The 19,990-nt window shown below is 46.8% G+C and carries 17 protein-coding genes; 9 read left to right on the top strand and 8 right to left on the bottom strand.

From position 1 onward, the window contains the following. The first annotated feature begins 583 nt into the window (after nucleotides 1-583). Nucleotides 584-1,642 (top strand): tartrate dehydrogenase, encoded by a 1,059-nt coding sequence (locus tag GX348_01355; protein ID NLP40835.1) that lies wholly within the window; start codon nucleotides 584-586, stop codon nucleotides 1,640-1,642. Here the strand turns inward: GX348_01355 and GX348_01350 are convergent, their stop codons facing one another. The 7 genes from GX348_01350 to GX348_01320 all read right to left on the bottom strand — a co-directional run bounded on the left by GX348_01350 (nucleotide 1,643) and on the right by GX348_01320 (nucleotide 9,333). Further along, nucleotides 1,643-2,104 carry a DUF386 domain-containing protein gene (locus tag GX348_01350; protein NLP40834.1) on the bottom strand — a complete coding sequence of 154 codons (462 nt, stop codon included), beginning with the start codon at nucleotides 2,102-2,104 and terminating at the stop codon, nucleotides 1,643-1,645. A 135-nt stretch (nucleotides 2,105-2,239) separates the two neighbouring features. Beyond that, nucleotides 2,240-3,394, bottom strand: a complete 1,155-nt coding sequence (locus GX348_01345) for an ABC transporter permease (protein NLP40833.1) — start codon at nucleotides 3,392-3,394, stop codon at nucleotides 2,240-2,242. 29 nt (nucleotides 3,395-3,423) lie between these two features. After that, nucleotides 3,424-4,566: an ABC transporter permease gene (locus GX348_01340; GenBank protein ID NLP40832.1), complete on the bottom strand. Its 1,143-nt coding sequence runs from the start codon at nucleotides 4,564-4,566 to the stop codon at nucleotides 3,424-3,426. Between the two features lie 4 nt (nucleotides 4,567-4,570). Continuing rightward, complete coding sequence (locus tag GX348_01335; GenBank protein NLP40831.1) at nucleotides 4,571-5,593, bottom strand: HlyD family efflux transporter periplasmic adaptor subunit; 1,023 nt, start codon at nucleotides 5,591-5,593, stop codon at nucleotides 4,571-4,573. 140 nt (nucleotides 5,594-5,733) lie between these two features. After that, nucleotides 5,734-7,347 carry a peptide chain release factor 3 gene (locus GX348_01330; GenBank protein NLP40830.1) on the bottom strand — a complete coding sequence of 538 codons (1,614 nt, stop codon included), beginning with the start codon at nucleotides 7,345-7,347 and terminating at the stop codon, nucleotides 5,734-5,736. A 156-nt stretch (nucleotides 7,348-7,503) separates the two neighbouring features. Then, entirely contained in the window at nucleotides 7,504-8,250 is a 747-nt protein-coding gene (locus GX348_01325) for an FRG domain-containing protein (GenBank protein NLP40829.1), read from the bottom strand. A gap of 21 nt (nucleotides 8,251-8,271) precedes the next feature. Further along, nucleotides 8,272-9,333, bottom strand: a complete 1,062-nt coding sequence (locus GX348_01320; GenBank protein ID NLP40828.1) for a glycosyltransferase family 9 protein — start codon at nucleotides 9,331-9,333, stop codon at nucleotides 8,272-8,274. Between the two features lie 247 nt (nucleotides 9,334-9,580). Between GX348_01320 and bioB the strand changes: the two genes are divergently transcribed. From bioB to GX348_01280, 8 genes are all read left to right on the top strand, one after another. After that, on the top strand, nucleotides 9,581-10,573 hold the full coding sequence (gene bioB / locus GX348_01315) for a biotin synthase BioB (protein ID NLP40827.1): 993 nt from the start codon (nucleotides 9,581-9,583) through the stop codon (nucleotides 10,571-10,573). A gap of 1 nt (nucleotide 10,574) precedes the next feature. After that, on the top strand, nucleotides 10,575-11,054 hold the full coding sequence (locus GX348_01310; protein NLP40826.1) for a hypothetical protein: 480 nt from the start codon (nucleotides 10,575-10,577) through the stop codon (nucleotides 11,052-11,054). Then, the gene (locus tag GX348_01305; protein ID NLP40825.1) at nucleotides 11,055-11,849 is read left to right on the top strand and encodes a 6-carboxyhexanoate--CoA ligase; all 795 of its coding nucleotides are present in this window, start codon (nucleotides 11,055-11,057) and stop codon (nucleotides 11,847-11,849) included. Next, a complete protein-coding gene (gene bioF, locus GX348_01300) occupies nucleotides 11,824-12,990 on the top strand; it encodes an 8-amino-7-oxononanoate synthase (protein ID NLP40824.1) in 1,167 nt (388 codons plus the stop codon). Before GX348_01305 ends, bioF begins: the two co-directional genes overlap by 26 nt. Before the next feature lie 12 nt (nucleotides 12,991-13,002). Next, nucleotides 13,003-13,749 carry a dethiobiotin synthase gene (gene bioD, locus GX348_01295; GenBank protein NLP40823.1) on the top strand — a complete coding sequence of 249 codons (747 nt, stop codon included), beginning with the start codon at nucleotides 13,003-13,005 and terminating at the stop codon, nucleotides 13,747-13,749. Further along, nucleotides 13,746-15,134 (top strand): adenosylmethionine--8-amino-7-oxononanoate transaminase, encoded by a 1,389-nt coding sequence (bioA, locus tag GX348_01290; GenBank protein ID NLP40822.1) that lies wholly within the window; start codon nucleotides 13,746-13,748, stop codon nucleotides 15,132-15,134. Before bioD ends, bioA begins: the two co-directional genes overlap by 4 nt. 102 nt (nucleotides 15,135-15,236) lie before the next feature. After that, on the top strand, nucleotides 15,237-16,496 hold the full coding sequence (locus GX348_01285; GenBank protein ID NLP40821.1) for a L,D-transpeptidase family protein: 1,260 nt from the start codon (nucleotides 15,237-15,239) through the stop codon (nucleotides 16,494-16,496). A 215-nt stretch (nucleotides 16,497-16,711) separates the two neighbouring features. Continuing rightward, nucleotides 16,712-17,476 (top strand): TSUP family transporter, encoded by a 765-nt coding sequence (locus GX348_01280; GenBank protein NLP40820.1) that lies wholly within the window; start codon nucleotides 16,712-16,714, stop codon nucleotides 17,474-17,476. 146 nt (nucleotides 17,477-17,622) lie between these two features. On the opposite strand, the gene GX348_01275 is transcribed toward GX348_01280, so the two are convergent. Further along, nucleotides 17,623-19,890 (bottom strand): PAS domain S-box protein, encoded by a 2,268-nt coding sequence (locus tag GX348_01275; GenBank protein NLP40819.1) that lies wholly within the window; start codon nucleotides 19,888-19,890, stop codon nucleotides 17,623-17,625. Nucleotides 19,891-19,990 lie beyond the last annotated feature (100 nt).

The raw sequence follows: 19,990 nt of genomic DNA, 5'->3' as shown, positions 1-19,990 counted from the left end.
ATAAAGTTATATTATTGGAGCCTTGATGGCTCTTAAAATCAATAAAGAAATTATTAGTTGTGCTTCGAAAAGCACCGCACATCTGGCATATTGTTTAACCTTACATTGTTCAGTTTTCAAGGAACATCATTGTCGTGCGGGCTGTTTGCACCTGACGACCTTCATTAGGTTACCACAACCATTTTGTTGTGTCAATACCTTTTTTGCAGCCACTTTTGGCGGCGGCAATATATATATATATATATATATATGTCGATATAATTTAGAAATTCTGTCAACATATATATTATTTGTCAGTTGTTACCGCTTGTTGCGGCGACTTTGTATATATTAGCACAAGTTTTCTCATTATGTCAATAACATCTTAATATTGTTTTACCTTCCATATTTTATACTGTTAGTCAGTAATTATACAAAGAAGCCAAAATATTTTATTATATTACGACGTTATGCCTTTCAGTTAAAGGCAGGACTTAGATTTCAAATGTTTAACTACTATATAGCTCATGAGTTTCGCTGCGCTTATGTTATCGAATTTATGGATATAATTCCGTTAGATGCACTAATACATAGGAGGCTTATTATGAAAACATATAAAATTGCTTTACTCCCCGGTGACGGTGTCGGCAAAGAAGTTATTCCAGAGGGAATGAAAGTTCTTCACCAAGCCAGCCAACTCGATGGAACCTTCAAACTCGAAACGACCACTTATCCTTGGGGCTCGGATTATTATTTTGAACATAACCAGATGATGCCCGGAAATGCACTTGATATCCTGCGCCAGTTTGATGCTATATATTTAGGCGCCATCGGCCATCCCGATATCGCCGACCATATTGGCGTAGGACAAGTAGTTTTTAAAATCAGGCAGGGCTTCAACCAATATATCAATCTCCGCCCCATAAAGCTTCTCCCTGGCGTAGACTGTCCTCTTAAGAATAAAGGACCGCAGGATATTGATATGGTTTTTGTCCGCGAAAATACCGAAGGTGAATATGGTGACATTGGCGGCACCTTTATGCCTGATACAACAGAAGAAACGGTAATGCAGACAAATATCTTCACCCGCAAGGGCACTGAGCGAGCCATGCGTTATGCCTTCGAGTTGGCGAGGAAACGCCGCGGCCAGTTAGCCAGCATTACCAAGTCAAATGCCTTAAAGCATTCAATGGTTTTTTGGGATAAAATCTTTGCCGAAATGGCGCAGAAATACGAGGATGTCCAGACTCGCAAAGTGCTTGTTGACGCTATGGCAATGTTCATGGTAACAAACCCTGAGCGTTTCGATGTTGTTGTTGCCTCTAATCTCTTTGGCGACATCTTAACCGATCTTGGCGCAGGACTGCAAGGCGGTCTTGGCTTTGTTCCTGGGGCCAACATCAACCCGGAAAAAGACTATCCATCAATGTTTGAGCCCATCCACGGCTCGGCTCCTGATATTGCCGGCAAGGGTATCGCCAATCCTATCGCTACTATCTGGGCTGGACAGATGATGCTTGAGCATCTCGGCGAGCAAAACGCCGCCGACCGTATTATGAAGGCCATTTCTGAAGTCTGCGCTGAAGGCAAAATAAAAACCCGCGACATGGGCGGGCAAAATAGCACTAGCGAAATGGGCGATGCTGTAGCAGCCAAGCTTTAATTATAATTTAATTTTTACAACTACCTTTCTGACTTTACCGGGCGCCTTTACAGCACACCCCGGCCGGTGAACGTCAGACGGCAGCAATATTGCATAAACACCTGGATTTAGCAAAATATCGGCTTCATCAACGGCATTCTTGTAAAAAACAAGATCGCGGGCTTCATCATAGTCTTCCAGAAGCTCATTTTGTTCCGACAGAAAGCTGCAGCCGATATATTCCTCACCAGCAGCAAGGTATTGGATATCAAGATATTTACGGTGAGCTTCGGGACGTCTCTGATTTTTCGGCTCGGTATCATAATCGGCAACAGTGGCATAAATATTGTCACCATCGATTTCATACCGCCCTTCAGCCATTTTAGTAAAATCGCTGTTTTTAATGAATTCCAGTCCTTTTTGCAGTCTTGCTGAAAATTGCTGTTTCTCATCATCAATGTTTCTAATACATCCGTATATCACTCTAATTCCACCTATCTAGCAGGCTTCGGCCTGCTTTTTAGTTTCCTGATTCTTTTAGTTTTTCTTATAATACTGCAAAAAATCCTGCCCGCATCGTAATTTAACGACAGAAGGATAGACTGATTACTAACTCCGTTAAACAACAGCAGTCTGATCTCTGCTTATTCGCAACTTAGCTTTTCGGCTATACAACCTTAATGCAATGATAAACAGCACCAATCCGGCTGCTAATAAAGTAAAGACATCGCCATAGAACATTGGCGCATAGCCAGCCAGCATTATGTCACGGACATTACCGGCCATATAGGTGATGGGGAACACTGAAGCCAATGCTGTACTCAAGCTGTCCATAGCATGCAACGGCCAGGTATAACCCGAATAGATAAAGGCCGGCACAGTATAGGAAAGTGACAGTTGAGTAAAGCCAACTTCATCTTTGCAGATAAGGGCCATTAAACTGCCCATGACAGCAACAGTTGCCGCGAATACCGCTCCGATAAGGACAAGGCTTATAAAACTCCCACGGCAGGGAATGCCGAATCCTTGAACGGCAATCAACAGCGCCATTACATAGGACAAGATTCCGCCCAGCCAGTAAGGAATAAGTTTCCCCAGTAACATCACAACCGGTTTTGTGTCGCGGAATTCTTCGAAGTTCTCATTAGTCATGCTAGATCCCACTGACAGCAGTATGCCCTGCTGCAGCGCTGCCATAGCTACTCCCAGTACAAAAAACTCCAGATAGCTTAGGATAGGATTGTTGAGCACTCTTAGCCGAAAGTCGATTGGCGCGGCTCGGTTGAGCGATTGATCGGGCAGCTGGCCGATTGTTTCAACCAAGCTTTTGCCGACACTCGCGGAGAATTCCATCATTATCTCTTGCGCCGAACTCATTATTGTATTGGCAATAATAATATTGGCCCCATTCGCTTCTAATAGTATCCGCGAAGCTCGGCCAAGCTTTATGTCACGCGCAAAATCAGGAGGGATGGCTAGCGCTGCAAAGGCTGTTTTGTTTTGCAGATAGCTTTCCATTTCCTCCTGGCTTGTCACATAAGCCACAACTTCGTAGCGATCAGAATCCTCGTAAGCCTGGATTAGCGATCGGCTAAGTTGGGTCTGATCCTGATCATAGACTACCATAGGCACATAGTTAACTACACCAGTCATATATAAAAGACCAAACAGCACAACGTAAACTACCGATGCGCCAAAAAGGTAACACGCCCGCTTAGAATCTTTAAGAAACAATTGGCGCAGTTCCCGCTTAAATACCTGCAAAAACTTCATAATACACCTCCCCACCGTTGCTAAACCATTTAAGCTTGTTCATATCTGCTGCGCCGCTTGGCGAATATTAGGGTGGAAACAGCCAGCAGTACTACGCTAAATACGCTTAGGATAGCAATATCACGGAATAGAAAGGGCGCATAGCCGCTTAGCATTAAATCGCGCACATTATCCGCCATATATGTCAGCGGCAAAATTTTAGAAAAAGCCAGGCTGAATTCATTCATCGCCAAATGTGGCCAGATATAGCCGCTGAACAGCAGGGCCGGCATGATATATATCATCGGTAATTGAACAGCATATACCTCATTAGGCGCAGCTGCCGAGAAAAGACCGCCCACCGCAACAACAGCCAAAACAAAAGCCGCCCCGCTCAGCATCAGGCTAATAATACTGCCCTTAAACGGAAGGTTGAAAATGTGTACAACAATCAGCATATAAATCACAAAAGCAGCAACCCCCACAGCCCAGTAGGGAAACAGCTTACCTAAAACTAGCCGGATTGAAGATACACCATGCCAATCATTTAGGCGTTTATATTCGCGGTTAAGCGCCGTGCAGATAGCCAGCATTATTCCCAGCTGCAAGCCGTAAGCTCCAATTCCTGCTAAAATAAAATGGCTATAAGCAAAAGTCGGGTTATTTAAGATACGAACCCCAAATTGAATAGGAACTGTCTTATTTAGAGCCTCATTCGGCATTTGTCCGATCGCCTCAATAAGATTCATACCTACTCCTGCCGAAAATGTCTGGACAATCTCCTGGGCTGAACTTATTACCGAGTTGGCGAACAGCAGGTTAGTCCCATCAACAACTACCAGAACCTCAGTACCCGCGCCCCGTTTAATATCGCGCGTAAATTTAGCCGGTATAACGACCGCTACCTCGGCCCGCCCTTCGCGTAAATATTCTTCAACTTCCTCCTGAGATTGGACATATGCGACAATATTATAGCGTTCAGAGTCGCCAAAAGCTTGACTAAGACTGCGGCTTAACGGAGTCTGATCCTGATCATACACAACAGTCGGCATATACTTTACGGCATTTTCTTTATATACTAGACCGAACAGCACAGAGTAAATTATCGGAATTCCGATTAACAGCATCGCTATCTTGCGTTCTTTAATGAACATCCGCTGCAGCTCTTTTTTTGCCACCTGCCAAAAAGTCATGCTATCAGCCACCACCCACCAAACGGAACCGCATTCCCGGCCGCACTTGGTCAGAATTAACCTGAATTTTAATATTAAAGGTAATAATATCGGTCTCGCCCCGCTCATTAGTAGCGCGGTAAGTGGCAAATTCCGGTTTCTTACTAATATCAACGATAGTCCCGGTCAGCTGTAGGCCCGGATCTTTGCCTTCCAAACTAACGATATTATTAATTTGGTATTTGCTCAATTCCGTTTCTTTAACTTTGATATTAATCCAGTTGTCATTCGGGTCTTGAATTGCGACAATCGGCGTTCCGGTTGATACCATTGCCCCTGCTTCGATATATTTTTCAGTGATAATACCAGCAAATGGAGCCCGCAGCTCAGTCTCATCTAAATATACCTGGATTTCCTGTAATTGAGCCTCAGCTTGGGCAATTTTATTTTGCACAGCGGTCTCGTTATCTTGATTAGCTTGAGTCTGTAATAACCCAGCCTGCGCTGATGCCAGCGATGACTGGGCTTGCATATAGGTCGCTTTTGCAACATCATATTTAAGACGGGAATTATCAAATGCCTGCTGCGACACTGCTCCAGTAGCAGCTAATTCTTTAAACCGGCTGTAGTCCTTTTCGGCCAGAGCCAAGTCAGCCCGGGCCTTAGTCAGCTGCGCCTCAGCCGCCGCTAACGTCGCCTTACTTGTTTGATCATGCAGCGAAGTTACCGTGCCCGCCTGCCGAAGCTGGGCCTTTAGGGCTTCTACTCCGGCTTTAGCCTGTTCGGCCTTAGCAATCAGATCCCGAGCATCAATCCGGGCTAGCAGCTGACCTTGCTCAACTTTATCGCCTTCTTTAACAAGCAGTTCAATTACCCGTCCGGGAACTTTAGTATTGATATCTACCTCTTTAGCCTCTGCCCGCCCCCAGACATCAGCCGGTGCGCTGGCCTGCTTACTGCAGCCGCTTAAAGTCCCCGCCATCGTAATCAATAGCAAGCCGGTAATACCCCATTTTAGAAAGGCTTGGTTCCTTAATGCGGACAACATTATATCCCCTCCACGTAATCTCTTTAAATTGCGTATGCTATAGCGCCTTTAAACATTGTACATTACTTGACTTTGATATATGTTTAAAAAAACCTGCCGAGCTGCTAGGTTATCCCATCAGCTCGGCAGGTTTTTTTAAACTATTCTTCAATTATAGCCGGCGGAGCCAGCAAAAATTGCACTTTCGGATTATTATCCATTGACCACTGGAGTGACCATTCATTCGGGAAGAGGGCAACCAGCCGTCCTTTTGCATCGCGGACAATCATCGCCCGGTCCATACCCTTCATGGTTTTTACATTCAGATTTTCACCGTCCAGCCAGCGTGCTACTTCGTAGCCGAGGAAGTTCATGAGGAGGTCGGCACCGTACTCACCTTTCAGACGATATTCCAATACATCAAACTGGAGCTGACCAACCGCGCCGATAATGAATGATTCCATCCCGGCATCTTCCTGACGGAATACCTGAATTGCACCTTCTTGGGCCAACTGGTTAATCCCTTTCAGAAATTGTTTGCGTTTCATAGTATCCTTGGCCTGAACCCGGGCAAACCGTTCAGGCGGGAATACCGGAAATTCCTCGAATGTAAACTTTTCCCCATCACCGGTAAGCGTATCGCCAATGCCAAGAGCACCGGGATCAAACAGGCCGACGATATCACCGGGATAAGCATCGTCAATTATCGCCCGATCCTGTGCCAAGAACTGCTGAGGCTGACTAAGTTTGAGCTTTTTGCCGGTGTTAACATGATTTACCGTCATACCGCGCTCAAACTTACCCGAACAAATGCGAATGAAAGCCAGCCTGTCACGGTGAGCCGGATTCATATTTGCCTGGATTTTAAAAACAAAGGCTGAAAATTGCTCGTTCTCAGGCTCAATCTTGCCTTCCGAAGTTGGCCGAGATGCCGGCGCGGGAGCAAGCCGCAAAAACTCTTCTAAGAAAGGCTGCACGCCAAAGTTGGTCATGGCACTGCCAAAGAATATTGGCGTAAGTTCGCCTTTGAGCACCTGTTCAAGGTCAAACTCGTCGCCGGCCATGTCCAGTAGCTCAATATCATCACAGAGCGCCTTATGAACATCTGCTCCGATTATCTCGGTAAAGGCAGGATCATCAACACTGCCTTTGGTCGAAGGCATGACCCACTGGCCATGAGAACCGCTGCTCTCGAACAGCTCGATTTGGGATAAGTGACGGTTGTAAACACCTTTATAGTCACCATCAATCCCAATTGGCCAATTCATGGGATAGCTTTTAATGTCGAGAACTTTTTCGATTTCTTCCATAAGTTCAAACGGATTTTTACCATGACGGTCAAGTTTATTGATAAAAGTGAAGATTGGAATACCGCGCTGTTTGCAGACCTTAAATAACTTTTTAGTCTGAGTCTCTACGCCTTTAGCTACGTCAATAAGCATGACAGCACTGTCGACAGCCATAAGGGTCCTATAGGTGTCTTCACTAAAGTCTTCGTGACCAGGGGTATCCAGGATGTTGATACGGTAGCCCTCGTAATCAAATTGCAGCACACTGGATGTTACTGAAATACCACGCTGCTTTTCAATCTCCATCCAGTCAGACACCGCATGACGCTGAGCCTTCCGGGCCTTAACTGAGCCCGCGAGGTGAATCGCGCCTCCGTATAGCAGCAATTTCTCGGTGAGCGTTGTTTTACCGGCGTCAGGGTGAGATATTATCGCAAAAGTTCGGCGCCGCTTAATCTCCGAACTCAATTCAGCTTTACTTACCATACTAAACCTCCGCTAAAAAATCTATGCCAAAGCCAGACAGTCGGCTTCGCTTTTTGAAAAGTTGCAGACTAATATAGTTTACCACATCGCGGCTGTAAAAAAAACAAAAAAGCCAGCTCTGTTATTTAGCTGGCAGTTTGTCTCCACCCTTGCAGCTTACGATTGTTTGATCAGAGTATTATTAAGATGCGCGGCTAAACCGTCAAGATCAGGAAATAAGGAAAAATGGCTAATCCCATTCTGCTTAATATAGCGCAGCGCATCTTGGCGAACATCAGCAGTAAGCATTACTGCTTCAAGCCGACCATCTTGAACAAGCCTTCCCCCAAATTCCTTGTCAAGCGGCTCAAGATAATTTCCCTGTACAGTAAATACGCCAAGTTGGGAGCAAATACGCTGCGTATTTTTAATTGGGTAAATAGCAATCGAAGGCACGGCGTCGCCTGATGAATAGGCATCCGGATAAGCAATCGTAGATAGTGCTGGTGAGATTATCGTCTTTTCGCCGACAGCAAGATAGTTTAATTCAAGCGGGTCAAGCATCCACACCGCTGCTCCCTCGCCTGTCCAGTTAGCCAAGGCGAAATATAACGCTGTTCCAAAGCTCTCCGACCAATCCAGCAGCCTTGTCCTGCCGCCATGATGCTGTAGCGAATACACCAGTTCCCAACCCTCGGCATTATCATGCAGCAAATAACCCAAACTCTTATAATAATGATAATACTTGCTTTCCAATGCCAGGTAGTCGGACATTGACGACAAATTTGTCCGAAACAGCCCGGATTTTAGTAAATGCTTGGAACTGCTATGACCACGAAACCAAACAATGCCAGAAGATTTGGCCATGAAATCGTCAACCTTATTTAAAATATCAACCCAGGCGCGAGAATAGATATTGCTCACCTCTGACTAAATTGATATTGCTTAAAGCCCGCCTCGTCCGTTTAGTATCCTCCGGGCGGCGCTCACCACTATTTCAGGTCTCATGCTTCTCATGCAGCGCATATCTTTTTGGGAACAGACTGTTTTATGGCAGGGCATGCATCCTGCTTTACTGCGGAAAACAACATGGCCGCGCGGCAGCGGACCAAATCTGGCCGGATCGGTTGGCCCAAAAACACTGACAGTCGGTACACCAAGGGCGACAGCCATATGGAGTGGTCCAGTATCACCGACGATCAAAAGGTTTGCCCGCCCTAATAAGGCTGCCATCTCTAGAAGACTTGTTTTGCCAACTGCGTCAATAATCGACGCTTTGGTGCAGGCTAAAACTTTATCGGCTAATGTTCTGTCGCCTGGCCCGCCGCACAAAATCAACTTTGCATCGACCGCCAGTGAATCAGCCGTACTTGCAAAAAACTCAGCCGGCCAATTTTTAGACAGCCAAGTAGTTGCCGGATTGATTATAACAAGCTTGTCCTCTGGGGTAATATTGTGTTCGTTCAAAAACTTGGCGGCAAAGTTCTTTGCCGCATCGGTCAGGCATAAGGTCATATCATATTGCTTAGTATTTATGCCGAAGGGACGCAAAATACTTAGATAACGCTGAATTACATGAACGTCCTGCGGCAAAGCAGGAACCTGCTCGGTCATAAACAGTCCGTTAGGCTCTTTATTACCGCTTAGCCCAATCCGCCGCGGAGCGCCTGTCGCTTTGGTAACCAAACCGCTTAAAAACAGTCCATGAATATCAAGGGCAACATCAAACTCCCGCTCGGCCATGTCTCTTTTAAGCTGACGCCACATTTGCCAAGCTTCTGTCAGCTTGCCTTGACGCATGAGTTTTTCCCAGCGTTCCCGGGACCATATGTATACCTCATCAATATACGGGTTGGCCTCAAGCATGGGAAATGAAACCTGCCCCACTATCCAAGTAATGTGACAAGTTGGAAATTTTTCTTTGAGCGCCCGCGCTACCGGTGTGCAGTGCAAAACATCACCGATTGAACTCAGGCGAACAATTACAAACCGCTTAGAACTGGCCATATCAATACTTCCTATCATAAGAAACTCGAACCGAGTACTATTTTACTATTCCCTGCAGACAAGGTAAATATTTTTCTGAAAAGCATAGATGTTTACAAGGGTTTATTAATACCTTATAATATAATCGTTAACCGATATAAATTTATCTGTTAACGATTTATTTTGTCATGATAGTTAACCAATATCACATTTTAGGTTTACGATTAATACATACGGGAGGTTTATTGTGAAGCATATCAATTTAATTATGGATTTAGGAAAAAAGGTGCTTGAAGGCGGACAGGTAACAAAGGAGGAAGCGCTGCAGCTGGCGGCCCTGCCGGACTGTGACCTGCCGTTTTTATTGGCCATGGCCGATAAAATTCGCCGCCATTTCGTCGGCGATGAAGTTGATCTTTGTTCGATTGTTAACGGCCGGTCGGGCCTGTGCCCGGAAAACTGTGCCTTTTGCGCCCAGTCAGCCCATCATAAAGCGGCTATTAACGTTTATCCTTTGATGAGCGCCGATGATTTTGTAGCAGCCGCAAAAAAAGCTGAGGCCGGCGGCGCGCTTCGCTTCAGTATAGTGACCAGCGGCCGCGGCGCAGACGGCGATAATGATTTCCCTAAGATTATTGAAGCACTGTCTCGAATAAAAGCCGAAACAAAATTAGAGATATGCGCCTCACTTGGCATCTTGTCGCCCGAGAATGCCAAAGCCCTCGTCGAAGTCGGCGTCAGCCGTTATCATCATAATGTCGAAACCAGTTCCGGCTACTATGACCAGATCTGCACAACCCATACTTATCAAGAGCGGGCGGCAACCATCAAAGTCGCTAAAGAGGCCGGTCTGGAGCTTTGCGTCGGCGGCATTATCGGTTTAGGTGAAAGCATGGCTGATCGCATCGATATGGCATTTGAAGTGAAATCCTTTGACATAAGTTCAATGCCCATCAACATTCTCAACCCCATCCAAGGTACAAAACTGGCTGATCAACCGGCGCTGGCCAAACGGGAAATTTTAAAGACCTTTGCGATTTTCCGGTTTATTTTGCCCGCCTGCGGCATTCGTACCGCCGGCGGCCGCGAATATAATCTTGGCGATCTTCAAGCTATGGCCCTGATGAGCGGCATTAACGGCATGCTGATTGGCGGGTACCTGACAACAAGTGGCCGTCAATTTGCCGATGATATAAAAATGGTTCATGACTTGGGCTTAATACCGCTTTCAGCCAGAGACAGAGCGGAACAGGCGAAATAATATGGCCGGAAGAACCCGTTGGCTTGTTGAAACAGCTCTGCTGGCTGCTTTAATAACTGTGACCGGAATTTTTAAAATCCCCGGTCTGGTTCCTGGTACCGAATTTCAGTTATCTGCGCCACTGGCAGTCGCCATCTGCGTGGTGTTCGGATTCACCAAATATATAACAGCCGGAATGATTTCCAGTCTGGTTGGTTTAATCTTGGGCACACAAAATTTATTTAATGTTGCTATTGCCTTGATATTTCGCCTCTCAGTCGGTATCATCCTGGCCGTTTTCGGCCACAGTAAGCCGGTAATAATTTTGGCCGGCCCCGTTGGATCATTTATTGCCCGCCTGGCCGTAGGCGGACTATTAGGCAAAGCCGCAATACCACTGGTTATCGCGGCTTTGCCTGGCATGCTTTACACCGCGCTAACAGTCTTACCGCTGGTAATGCTGTTTAAGCGGGTCAAGTCTCAAACAGAAAAGGTGTTGTAAATGTTGTATAGCATTAGGATGCGCGCTGCTGAAAACGGTGCGCATGAAAACGGCGGACGTCATATTTCAGGCGCAGAACGTCTGGTTAGCCTCGACGAGCTCCAAGCAACAGCAAGTGCCATGCTCAATCGGGCCTTTACTCACAGCCGCGGCCAAGCCGATTTTGTCAATCTTAAAATTGAGGCTATATCGCGCCGGCAAATTATCGAAGTTCCCCTACTGCCGCTTTCTGCTGTTACTTCCCATTCTATAGAAGCCGGGCGCAACGCTGCTATAAATGCGCTCATTGCAGCCGGCGTTTCTCCGCAGGCCGCTCGACAAGGTATGGCAATGCTAACCGGGCTATCTGACAGTATGCGCGGCGCCCTTTTAGTGTGCGGGGAAACCGGAAAACGGCTGGATAATACCGGAGCACGCGGCATCAGAGTTTCCCGAATGGACATTGCCGAGGAAGCTGGCTTCACCGCTTGGCTCGATAGCAACAATTTAAATAATATTCATATTCGCGAGGCCCTTGTGCTAGCCGCCAAAGTTGCTTCAGCACCAGATATAGCCGCTGAACTATGTTGGTCTGACGATCCCGATTACACTACCGGCTATATAGCCACAAAAGCTCAATACATCCGCATCCCTAATTTAAAACCGCTCGGCAGTCCGGTAGGCGGTCGAGTCTTCTTTATAGTTCCCGGCAGCGATATTGACAGCCTTATCACTTATTTAGAGAAACAGCCGGTATTAGTTAAAACACCTAACCCAGGAGGTGGAAGTTGTGCAGTTTGCAGCGGACTATCTTGAAACTGTCCGGCGGCAGGCTCTCTACCGAGAAGTAACCAGCCTTGAACCTATCAGTGCCGTACATATTAAAAGCGGCGCTAAAAATTATCTTAATTTAGCGTCTAACAATTATCTGGGTTTAACGCACTGTCCAGCAGTGCAGCAAGCTTCCGTGCAAGCGGTATTAACGTATGGCACAGGTTCGGGCGGCGCCCGTCTTATAACCGGCAGCCACCCGTATTATGAACTTTTGGAAAAAAACCTGGCCGCCTTTAAAGAGACCGAAGCTGCTGTTGTGTTTAATACCGGATATATGGCCAATATCGGTACAATAAGCGCATTGGCTTCAACCGGCGATGTGATTTTCAGCGATGAACTTAATCACGCTAGTATTATCGACGGCTGCCGCCTATCAAAGGCGGAAATAGTCGTCTACCGGCATGCTGATACAGGGCATCTGGCCGAACTCTTAAACTCCACTCCTTGTAAAGGTAAACGCCTCATTGTTACTGACGGAGTATTCAGTATGGATGGCGATATTGCGCCGCTACCTGATATTGTTCGCCTGGCCGAGCAGTACCAAGCCCTTGTCATTGTTGATGATGCTCATGCAACCGGCGTAATCGGGCCGGGCGGCCGCGGCACAGCTGCCCACTACGGTTTGGAGAGCAAGATTGCTGTTCAAATTGGCACGCTTAGTAAAGCACTAGGTGCAGAAGGCGGATTTGCCGCCGGCAGCCGACAACTTATCGACTACCTTATAAACCGTGCCCGCAGCTTTATCTTTACTACAGCGCTAGCACCAGCAACAGTTGCAGCGGCCACTGCGGCACTGGCTAAGCTTGCTGCTAAGCCTGAGCTTGTTCAAACTTTATCCTCAAATTCCGCCTTTGTCCGGCAGCGCTTGACTGCGGCGGGGTTCACCATCGCGCCCGGCATTACGCCGGTAATTCCCATTATGGTTGGGTCGGCCCAAACAGCACTTGACTTAGCCAAGGAACTAAAAAACCAAGGGCTGCTTATTTCAGCTATCCGGCCACCCACTGTTCCGCAAAACGCCAGCCGGCTGCGACTGGCAATTTCGGCGGCCCATAATCAAACCGAGCTTGCCGCTGCCATCGACAAGCTTACCGTTGCTGCCCGCAAGCTGGCAATTATCTGACGAGGTGATGAAATGCCTTCTAAAGGTTTATTTATAACCGCAACCGATACTGAAGTAGGCAAAACAGTAATAACCGGCGCTTTGACCGCCGCTTTCAAAAACCGCGGTCTCGATGTCGGCGTAATAAAACCGGTTGCTTCTGGCGGCGTCCGAAACAGCGACGGTCAATTAATCGCCGAAGATGCTACTTTTTTGATGAAGGCAGCCGGTATCCCGGAAACCGAACGCCAAACGGTAAATCCATTATGTTTGGCCCCAGCCTTGACTCCAGCCGTTGCCGCCCGCCAAAGCGGCGTAACCGTTGATACTGGCCAACTAGCAGACTGCTGCAAAGTAGTACTAGCCAGCCGCCAAATCAGCCTGGTTGAAGGAGTCGGCGGTATAACTGCCCCCATTTGGGAGGACTACCTGGTCGCTGATTTAATGAACGAGCTAGCATTACCGGTTATCATTGTCGCCAGACCTAACTTAGGCACAATAAATCATGCCCTGCTTACTGCAGAGTATGCCCGCAGCCGGGGCCTAACTGTTCTGGGCTTTATTATTAATCCATGGGATGCTGCTGAAGCTGAAATCCTTGAACATAGCAATGTCGACTATATTACCCGTCTCTCCGGCCTGCCGATTTTGGGCAAATTCCCGCGCAGCAGCGGCATTAGCGTGCCCGAGGCGCGCACCGCCGGGCTTGCCGAACTTGCCGAGCAGCATCTGGCCATTACTAGCATCCTTAACCTAATAAAAGGAGGAAAATCAGTATGAACGAGATTGAATTAAAAGATAAGCAATATATTTGGCATCCTTTCACGCAGATGAAGGACTGGATTGAAAAACCGCAAACCGTTATTGCCGAGGCCAACGGTATTAAGCTTATTGATACAGAGGGTAATGAATATTACGACGGCGTTTCTTCGCTCTGGGTAAATATTCACGGCCACCGCAAACAGGAGATAAATCAGGCTATTATTGATCAGCTTAATAAAGTAGCCCATTCTACCATGTTAGGGCTTACTAATATCCCGGCCTCTGAGTTAGCTGAGCAGTTAGTAAATATAGCGCCTGACGGCTTAAGCAAAGTCTTTTATTCCGACGACGGCTCGACAGCTGTTGAAGTTGCCCTCAAAATGGCGTTCCAGTACTGGCAGTTTAAAGGAAAACCTAATAAGCAAAAATTTATCGCGCTTGACCAAGCCTATCATGGCGATACTGTCGGAACAGTAAGCGTCGGCGGCATTGATCTCTTTCATCGCATTTTTAAACCGCTGTTGTTCTCTCCTATCCATATTCCCTCACCATCCTGCTACCATTGTAAAATAGCTGATGATTGTGCTTCCTGCGGCATGGCCTGCCTAGAACCGCTGGAGAAAGCGCTGGCCGAGCATCACGATGAAATTGCCGGCCTAATTATTGAGCCGCTTGTTCAAGCTGCCGCCGGCATGCTGATGTCGCCACCCGGGTATTTGAAAAAGGTGCGGGAACTGACTCAAAAATATAATGTACTGCTAATTGCCGATGAGGTAGCAACAGGCTTCGGCCGTACCGGCAAAATGTTCGCCTGCGAGCATGAGAATGTGTCGCCCGACTTCATGACTATCTCGAAAGGTATTACAGCCGGCTATATGCCGTTGGCTGCTACACTGACAACCGACGAAATCTATAACGCTTTCCTGGGCGAGCATACCGATAAGCGCACCTTTTACCATGGCCATTCATACACCGGTAATCAGCTGGCCTGTGCCGCTGCGCTTGCTAATCTTAAGGTATTCCGCGACGAACAAGTTTTGGAGGGTCTTGAAGCCAAAATCGCGCTAATCGGCGCTAAGCTAGCTGAAATAAATCTACTCAGCCACGTTGGCGAAGCCCGGCAACGCGGTATGATAGTAGGCATTGAGTTAATGAAGGACAAATCAACCAAAACACCGTTTGCCTGGTCAGATGCTGTCGGAGCAAAGGTATGTCTTCACGCACGTAAATATGGTCTTTTCATCCGCCCGGTTGGCGACGTGATAGTGTTTATGCCGCCATTATCCAGCTCGCTCGATGAATTAGCTGATATGCTGTCAATAATTCACCGCGCAATTAAAGAAGTTACCGAGCTTGCCGACGGCAGCGCTGACTACCCAGATACAGCCGCAATATCAGTATAAAAAGAAATATTGGATTGTCGAAAAGTGACATTCTTTTTCATCATACACAGCTATACCCCTTCATATAACTTAGTGTTATAACGAGTAGAGAAGGGATAGCGTGTGCAGGTATTGAGGAAACTGTTGTATTTCTTTGTTTCAGTATTGTACGGCATAATCGGGCCTCTCACTGTCCTAGCATCAGGAGACGCCGTACAATCCCGAATTGTCGTTAATTTACCCAGTCGGACACTGGAGTACTACCAATCCGGCAATTTGTTCAGTGAGTACCCTGTCGCTATTGGCAGCGCATATTCTCCTACCCCGTTGGGGGAGTTTCACATCATTGACAAAGTGATAAATCCGTGGTGGTATCCCCCCGGAAAAGACTATTTCGTTCCCTCCGGCCCGGCCAATCCATTGGGTTACCGATGGCTTGGCTTTTTGCCTACCTATGGCATCCACGGAACCAATATTCCCTGGTCAATCGGCCGGGTTATCTCTAATGGCTGCATCCGCATGTATGAGGAAGATGTCGAGGAACTTTTCGATTTGGTTGACTATCATACACCGGTTCAGATCACTTATGATCGAATAAAAGTCAGCGTGGATGATAATGGCAATGCCTCAATCGGCATCTATCCGGATGTCTACGGCTATCAGGATATTTCGGTAACTGTAGCGCAGGAAGTCCTTGCCGCCAAAGGCCTCGATGGGTTAGCCGATGCGGCTTTCTTAGAAAAAATCATCGCCGAACAAGCCGAACAGCAGCTAATTTTTGCCCAAGTATACAACCTCCTCGTTAACGGGGTCAAACTTACTGCCCACGCTGCCGCTATCGACGGAGAGTTGTATATACCGGCTTCGGCCGTGGCAGCTGCTATTAATACCAAACTTACCTGGGATGAATCTACCCGGACTTTGAGCCGCAAATATCAATCAGTACCCGGACAACTTAAAGGCAGTACGGTGTATGTCAGCCTAAATCACCTATCAACCTTATTTGGCGGCAAGTATACCTGGCAAGACTTTGGCCGAAGCCTGTCGTTAACAATTCCGGTACTATTTCATAACGGCCGACCATTATCCAGCGATATTCATACTATAAACGACCGCAATTTTTTGCCGGCCCTGCCGGTGGCCAAGGCACTTGGCCTAAAACTTACCTACGATGAAAAACAAGGTACTCTGCGCAACTGCATTCGTCAGATACCTGTTGAAATAATTGACAACCAGCCTTATATTGATACGACCAAGCTAGGCGAATACTATCATGCCGCCGTTACTTGGAATGAAGAGCAGCAGCACCTTGATCTTACAGAACCCGCCTGGGACCTTGACTGTTCGATGTATCTGGACTTAATGCGTGATTGTCTGGAGTAAATAATTTCGATAATGGCCCTTTTAAATTTTTTGTAGAGTAATGTCGAAAAGTAGTTTATAATGAAAAGGTGAATGCCCCACCCAGGCATTTCACCTTTTTTTGGTCTATCAGACATATGTGCAGCCAGCGGCTTGCGCTTTCGCCAAAACTCGGTGCTTGCCGGGTTTTCTAATTTTTGCAATATATTCGGCTCTTTGCGGGAGGACAATTTTATATGGAAAACCTAAGTCCGGAAATACTGGCTTTTCTAATCGTCGCCGGTTTTTTGTCCGCCTTTATTGATTCGGTAGTTGGCGGCGGCGGTATGATATCCTTGCCGGCTCTTTTATTAACCGGTTTGCCGCCTAGCCTCGCCCTTGGCACCAATAAGATGGCCAGTGTCATGGGCAGTCTTACCAGTACCTTGTCATTTATGCGTTCCGGTAAAATCGACTATGGCCTTATTAAATATCTATTTCCGTTATCGCTGCTAGGCTCAACACTCGGTGTAATTACCGTCCAGAAACTGCCGCCCGAGTTTTTAAAGCCGCTAGTGGTAATCCTGCTTATTGCCGTAACTATTTATAGTATCTTTAAAAAGGATTGGGGCAATGAATCAACTTATCAGGGTATGACCCGCAAGGTTGGATTATTAAGCGGGATTGCCGCCTTTACCCTAGGCTTTTATGACGGCTTCTTCGGCCCAGGCGCTGGTTCATTCTTAATCTTCGCCTTTTTAATGATTGGCTTCGACTTTGTAACAGCAGCAGGCAACGCCCGCTCGCTCAACTTCGCTAGCAATATTGCGGCAGTAGTTACCTTCGGTCTCGCCGGTTCGATTAATTTTTACTACAGCATACCAATGGGTCTGGCCATGATAGTCGGCGCTTTAGCCGGAACAAGACTGGCCATTACCAAAGGCGCAACCTATGTGCGCCCGCTCTTTATCACAGTTACAACGCTGCTGGTCAGTAAACAGCTATGGGATCTATTGCGTTAAATACAAGCACCCCTTAATTTCAAAGCAGGCTGCCGAAAATGCAGCCTGCTTTTTTGTTCCCTAGCCTAAATTTTCGGCCTTCTAAACGCTGTAGAGAGATTAGTAATAAATACCGCCTATGCCAAGTTAACACTGAAGTATGTTTCTTAGCTGGTTTTAAACCTTACATAGAAGGTAGTTCCCTTGGGACCGGTCTCAGGAATGATAGTCGCTTTGTGTCTGTTGGCAATACTGTAGCAAACGGCCAGCCCAAGGCCGGTCCCTTTTTCCTTGGTGGTAAAAAACGGTGTTCCAAGTTTAGCAAGCAGTTCGTCCGGGATCCCAGACCCTTCGTCCTGAACAGCCAGCACGACCTCATCGCCTTCAGTATAAGTCTTAATCTTTAATCGTTTTTTCGGCGGCATAGCCTCCAATCCGTTGCGCACAAGATTGAGGATAAGTTGACGAATTTCCTTTTCATCAAGCAATAGCTCCGGAATAGCTCCGGTTTCGACGATTATCTGCTGGTTTGCCAGCATTCCATCGGCCTTTACCAAGGGATATATTGCGCTAATAATATCGTTTAAGCTGCGCATTTTTAAGTCTACCGATTTATTCTTGGCTAAGGATAGAAACTCGGTGATTATACCATTGGCCCGGTCCAGTTCTTCAATCATTACTTTGAAATATTCAGCGTTGTCATAATTTTCCTTGCGTTTTCCCAACAGTTGCAGGAATCCCCGCACCGTTGTCATGGGGTTGCGCACCTCATGGCCAATGCCGGCTGCCATTTCGCCGATTAAATTAAGCCGCTCTAAGCGGGCCATTTCTTGCTCCATCTTCTTGCGAAGCGTGCTATCCCGGGCGATGGCGAAATATACATCGCGGCCATTAAGCGGAATTTTGTGAACGTTGACCTCAACCGATACAAGTTCACCCGATTTTTTTATGTAACTATCTTCCAGAATTGTATTCTGATAGCTGTTCAGCTTTAAAACTACCGGTTTAGCTCCAGCCCGAAGATTAGCGACAATATCATACGGCGTCAGCTCCAATAATTCATTTTTGCTGTAGCCGAGAAGTTCACAGGCCTTCTCGTTTACCTCGATAAACTTACCTGGCGTCCCATCCGGGCAAAGCTCGGCAATTAGTATGGCGTCGGACGCTGCCGCAAAAAGCATTCGGTACTTTTCCTCATTTTGCAAGAGCAGCAGTTCTGTTTTCCGGCGAAAGTGAATTTGCTGCTGTAAATTGTTGACAGCCCGCTTCAACGCCTCCGTTCGTTGGCTGATTTGTTCTTCTAGATAATTACCACGGTCGGCGACTATCGCCGTCATCTGATTAAAAGTGCTGCATAATTGCCTTAGATCCTTGGGCGCATTGGCAATATCATCATTATTAATCCGATAAGAATAATCGCGGTTCTTGAGGCTTTCTGAGCCGAGCAAAAGATAAGCAAGTGGTCGTTTGATGGTTTTGGTAAGCATAACGGTCAGCGGGAGTACAACCAGCAGAACACATAGAAACATAACAATCATGCTGACTATCAACGTATATACCGGTTCAAGAATTTCGCTTTCGACTATCTCGCCGACAATCACCCAGTTGAGTTCTTTAATCGGATAATAAACACCGATTACCTGCTGATCCCGGCAATTTATATATGAAGTTATACCGGACGACGTTAAACTACTAATCGGCGGCCCGCGCATCTCGTCTTTTTTTAGATAGCAAACCGTTGCCGACGGATCCAAGTTCTCCTCTTTTGCAAATCGCGGAACGGTAAAGCGTATTCCGTTATTATCCATCAAATAGGTTTCGCCGGTCTTTCCAAACCCCATTGTTCCTAGGACATCATCAATAGCCGCAATCGGCATTATGCCGAGAATGGCCCCTTGAAACTCTCCCTTAAATCCGTAGACCGGGGCGGTAAATATCAGCCGCCACTCACCATCAACCTGGCTTGTCCCCGGCTCGGCAAGTGTGGGCAGTCCCACGAGCGCGCGCTGAAAATAAGCGCTGTCCGCTACATCGATATTTAGCGGATAATTTATGGCAAGTTCCACTTTACCATCGCGGTTTACAAATATAAAATCGCTGAATTTTTCATCAGCCTCAAGTGCAGCCTCAAAATCAATTTTCATCCCAGCTAGATCTAAATTACGGGCGTTCTGGGTACCAGCAAGCATCTGAAATTTCACGCCTTTATTTTTCGCCCAGCTTATAAGGGTATCGCGACGGAAATTGACGGTCTGCTCTAACCGATCATAAGCTTCCTGTCGTTTATTTGCTAGCTCGTAAACGGCAAAAAACATGATAAATAGCAGGCTGGGTACCAATACCAGCATAACGCTCCCCCACCGCAGGCGCCCCTCAAGTGAGGCTGGAATTATGTATTGTATGGCTTTAGACAAGCGTTGTTTCAAACTTGCCACCAACTCAAACCTCCTTAGCACTGCACCGATTTTGCGGCATACCCAGCTTACATAAGAATTTGAAAATTATGGGTTTTAATGTAACGTTCTACAATTAACT

This window comes from Veillonellaceae bacterium, assembly GCA_012523975.1.
Taxonomy (GTDB): domain Bacteria; phylum Bacillota; class Negativicutes; order JAAYSF01; family JAAYSF01; genus JAAYSF01.
Note: the sequence above shows the minus strand (reverse complement) of the source record. Positions and strands in the feature narration are given on the sequence as shown.

What these genes read in the sequence shown, in the direction of transcription:
- GX348_01355 (NLP40835.1), top strand. Translation starts at nt 584, where the DNA reads ATGAAAACATATAAAATTGCTTTACTCCCCGGTGACGGTGTCGGCAAA.
- bioB (NLP40827.1), top strand. Translation starts at nt 9,581, where the DNA reads ATGGATTTAGGAAAAAAGGTGCTTGAAGGCGGACAGGTAACAAAGGAG.
- GX348_01345 (NLP40833.1), bottom strand. Translation starts at nt 3,394, where the DNA reads ATGAAGTTTTTGCAGGTATTTAAGCGGGAACTGCGCCAATTGTTTCTT.
- GX348_01340 (NLP40832.1), bottom strand. Translation starts at nt 4,566, where the DNA reads ATGACTTTTTGGCAGGTGGCAAAAAAAGAGCTGCAGCGGATGTTCATT.
- GX348_01320 (NLP40828.1), bottom strand. Translation starts at nt 9,333, where the DNA reads ATGGCCAGTTCTAAGCGGTTTGTAATTGTTCGCCTGAGTTCAATCGGT.
- GX348_01310 (NLP40826.1), top strand. Translation starts at nt 10,575, where the DNA reads ATGGCCGGAAGAACCCGTTGGCTTGTTGAAACAGCTCTGCTGGCTGCT.
- bioA (NLP40822.1), top strand. Translation starts at nt 13,746, where the DNA reads ATGAACGAGATTGAATTAAAAGATAAGCAATATATTTGGCATCCTTTC.
- GX348_01280 (NLP40820.1), top strand. Translation starts at nt 16,712, where the DNA reads ATGGAAAACCTAAGTCCGGAAATACTGGCTTTTCTAATCGTCGCCGGT.
- bioD (NLP40823.1), top strand. Translation starts at nt 13,003, where the DNA reads ATGCCTTCTAAAGGTTTATTTATAACCGCAACCGATACTGAAGTAGGC.
- GX348_01335 (NLP40831.1), bottom strand. Translation starts at nt 5,593, where the DNA reads ATGTTGTCCGCATTAAGGAACCAAGCCTTTCTAAAATGGGGTATTACC.
- GX348_01305 (NLP40825.1), top strand. Translation starts at nt 11,055, where the DNA reads ATGTTGTATAGCATTAGGATGCGCGCTGCTGAAAACGGTGCGCATGAA.
- GX348_01330 (NLP40830.1), bottom strand. Translation starts at nt 7,347, where the DNA reads ATGGTAAGTAAAGCTGAATTGAGTTCGGAGATTAAGCGGCGCCGAACT.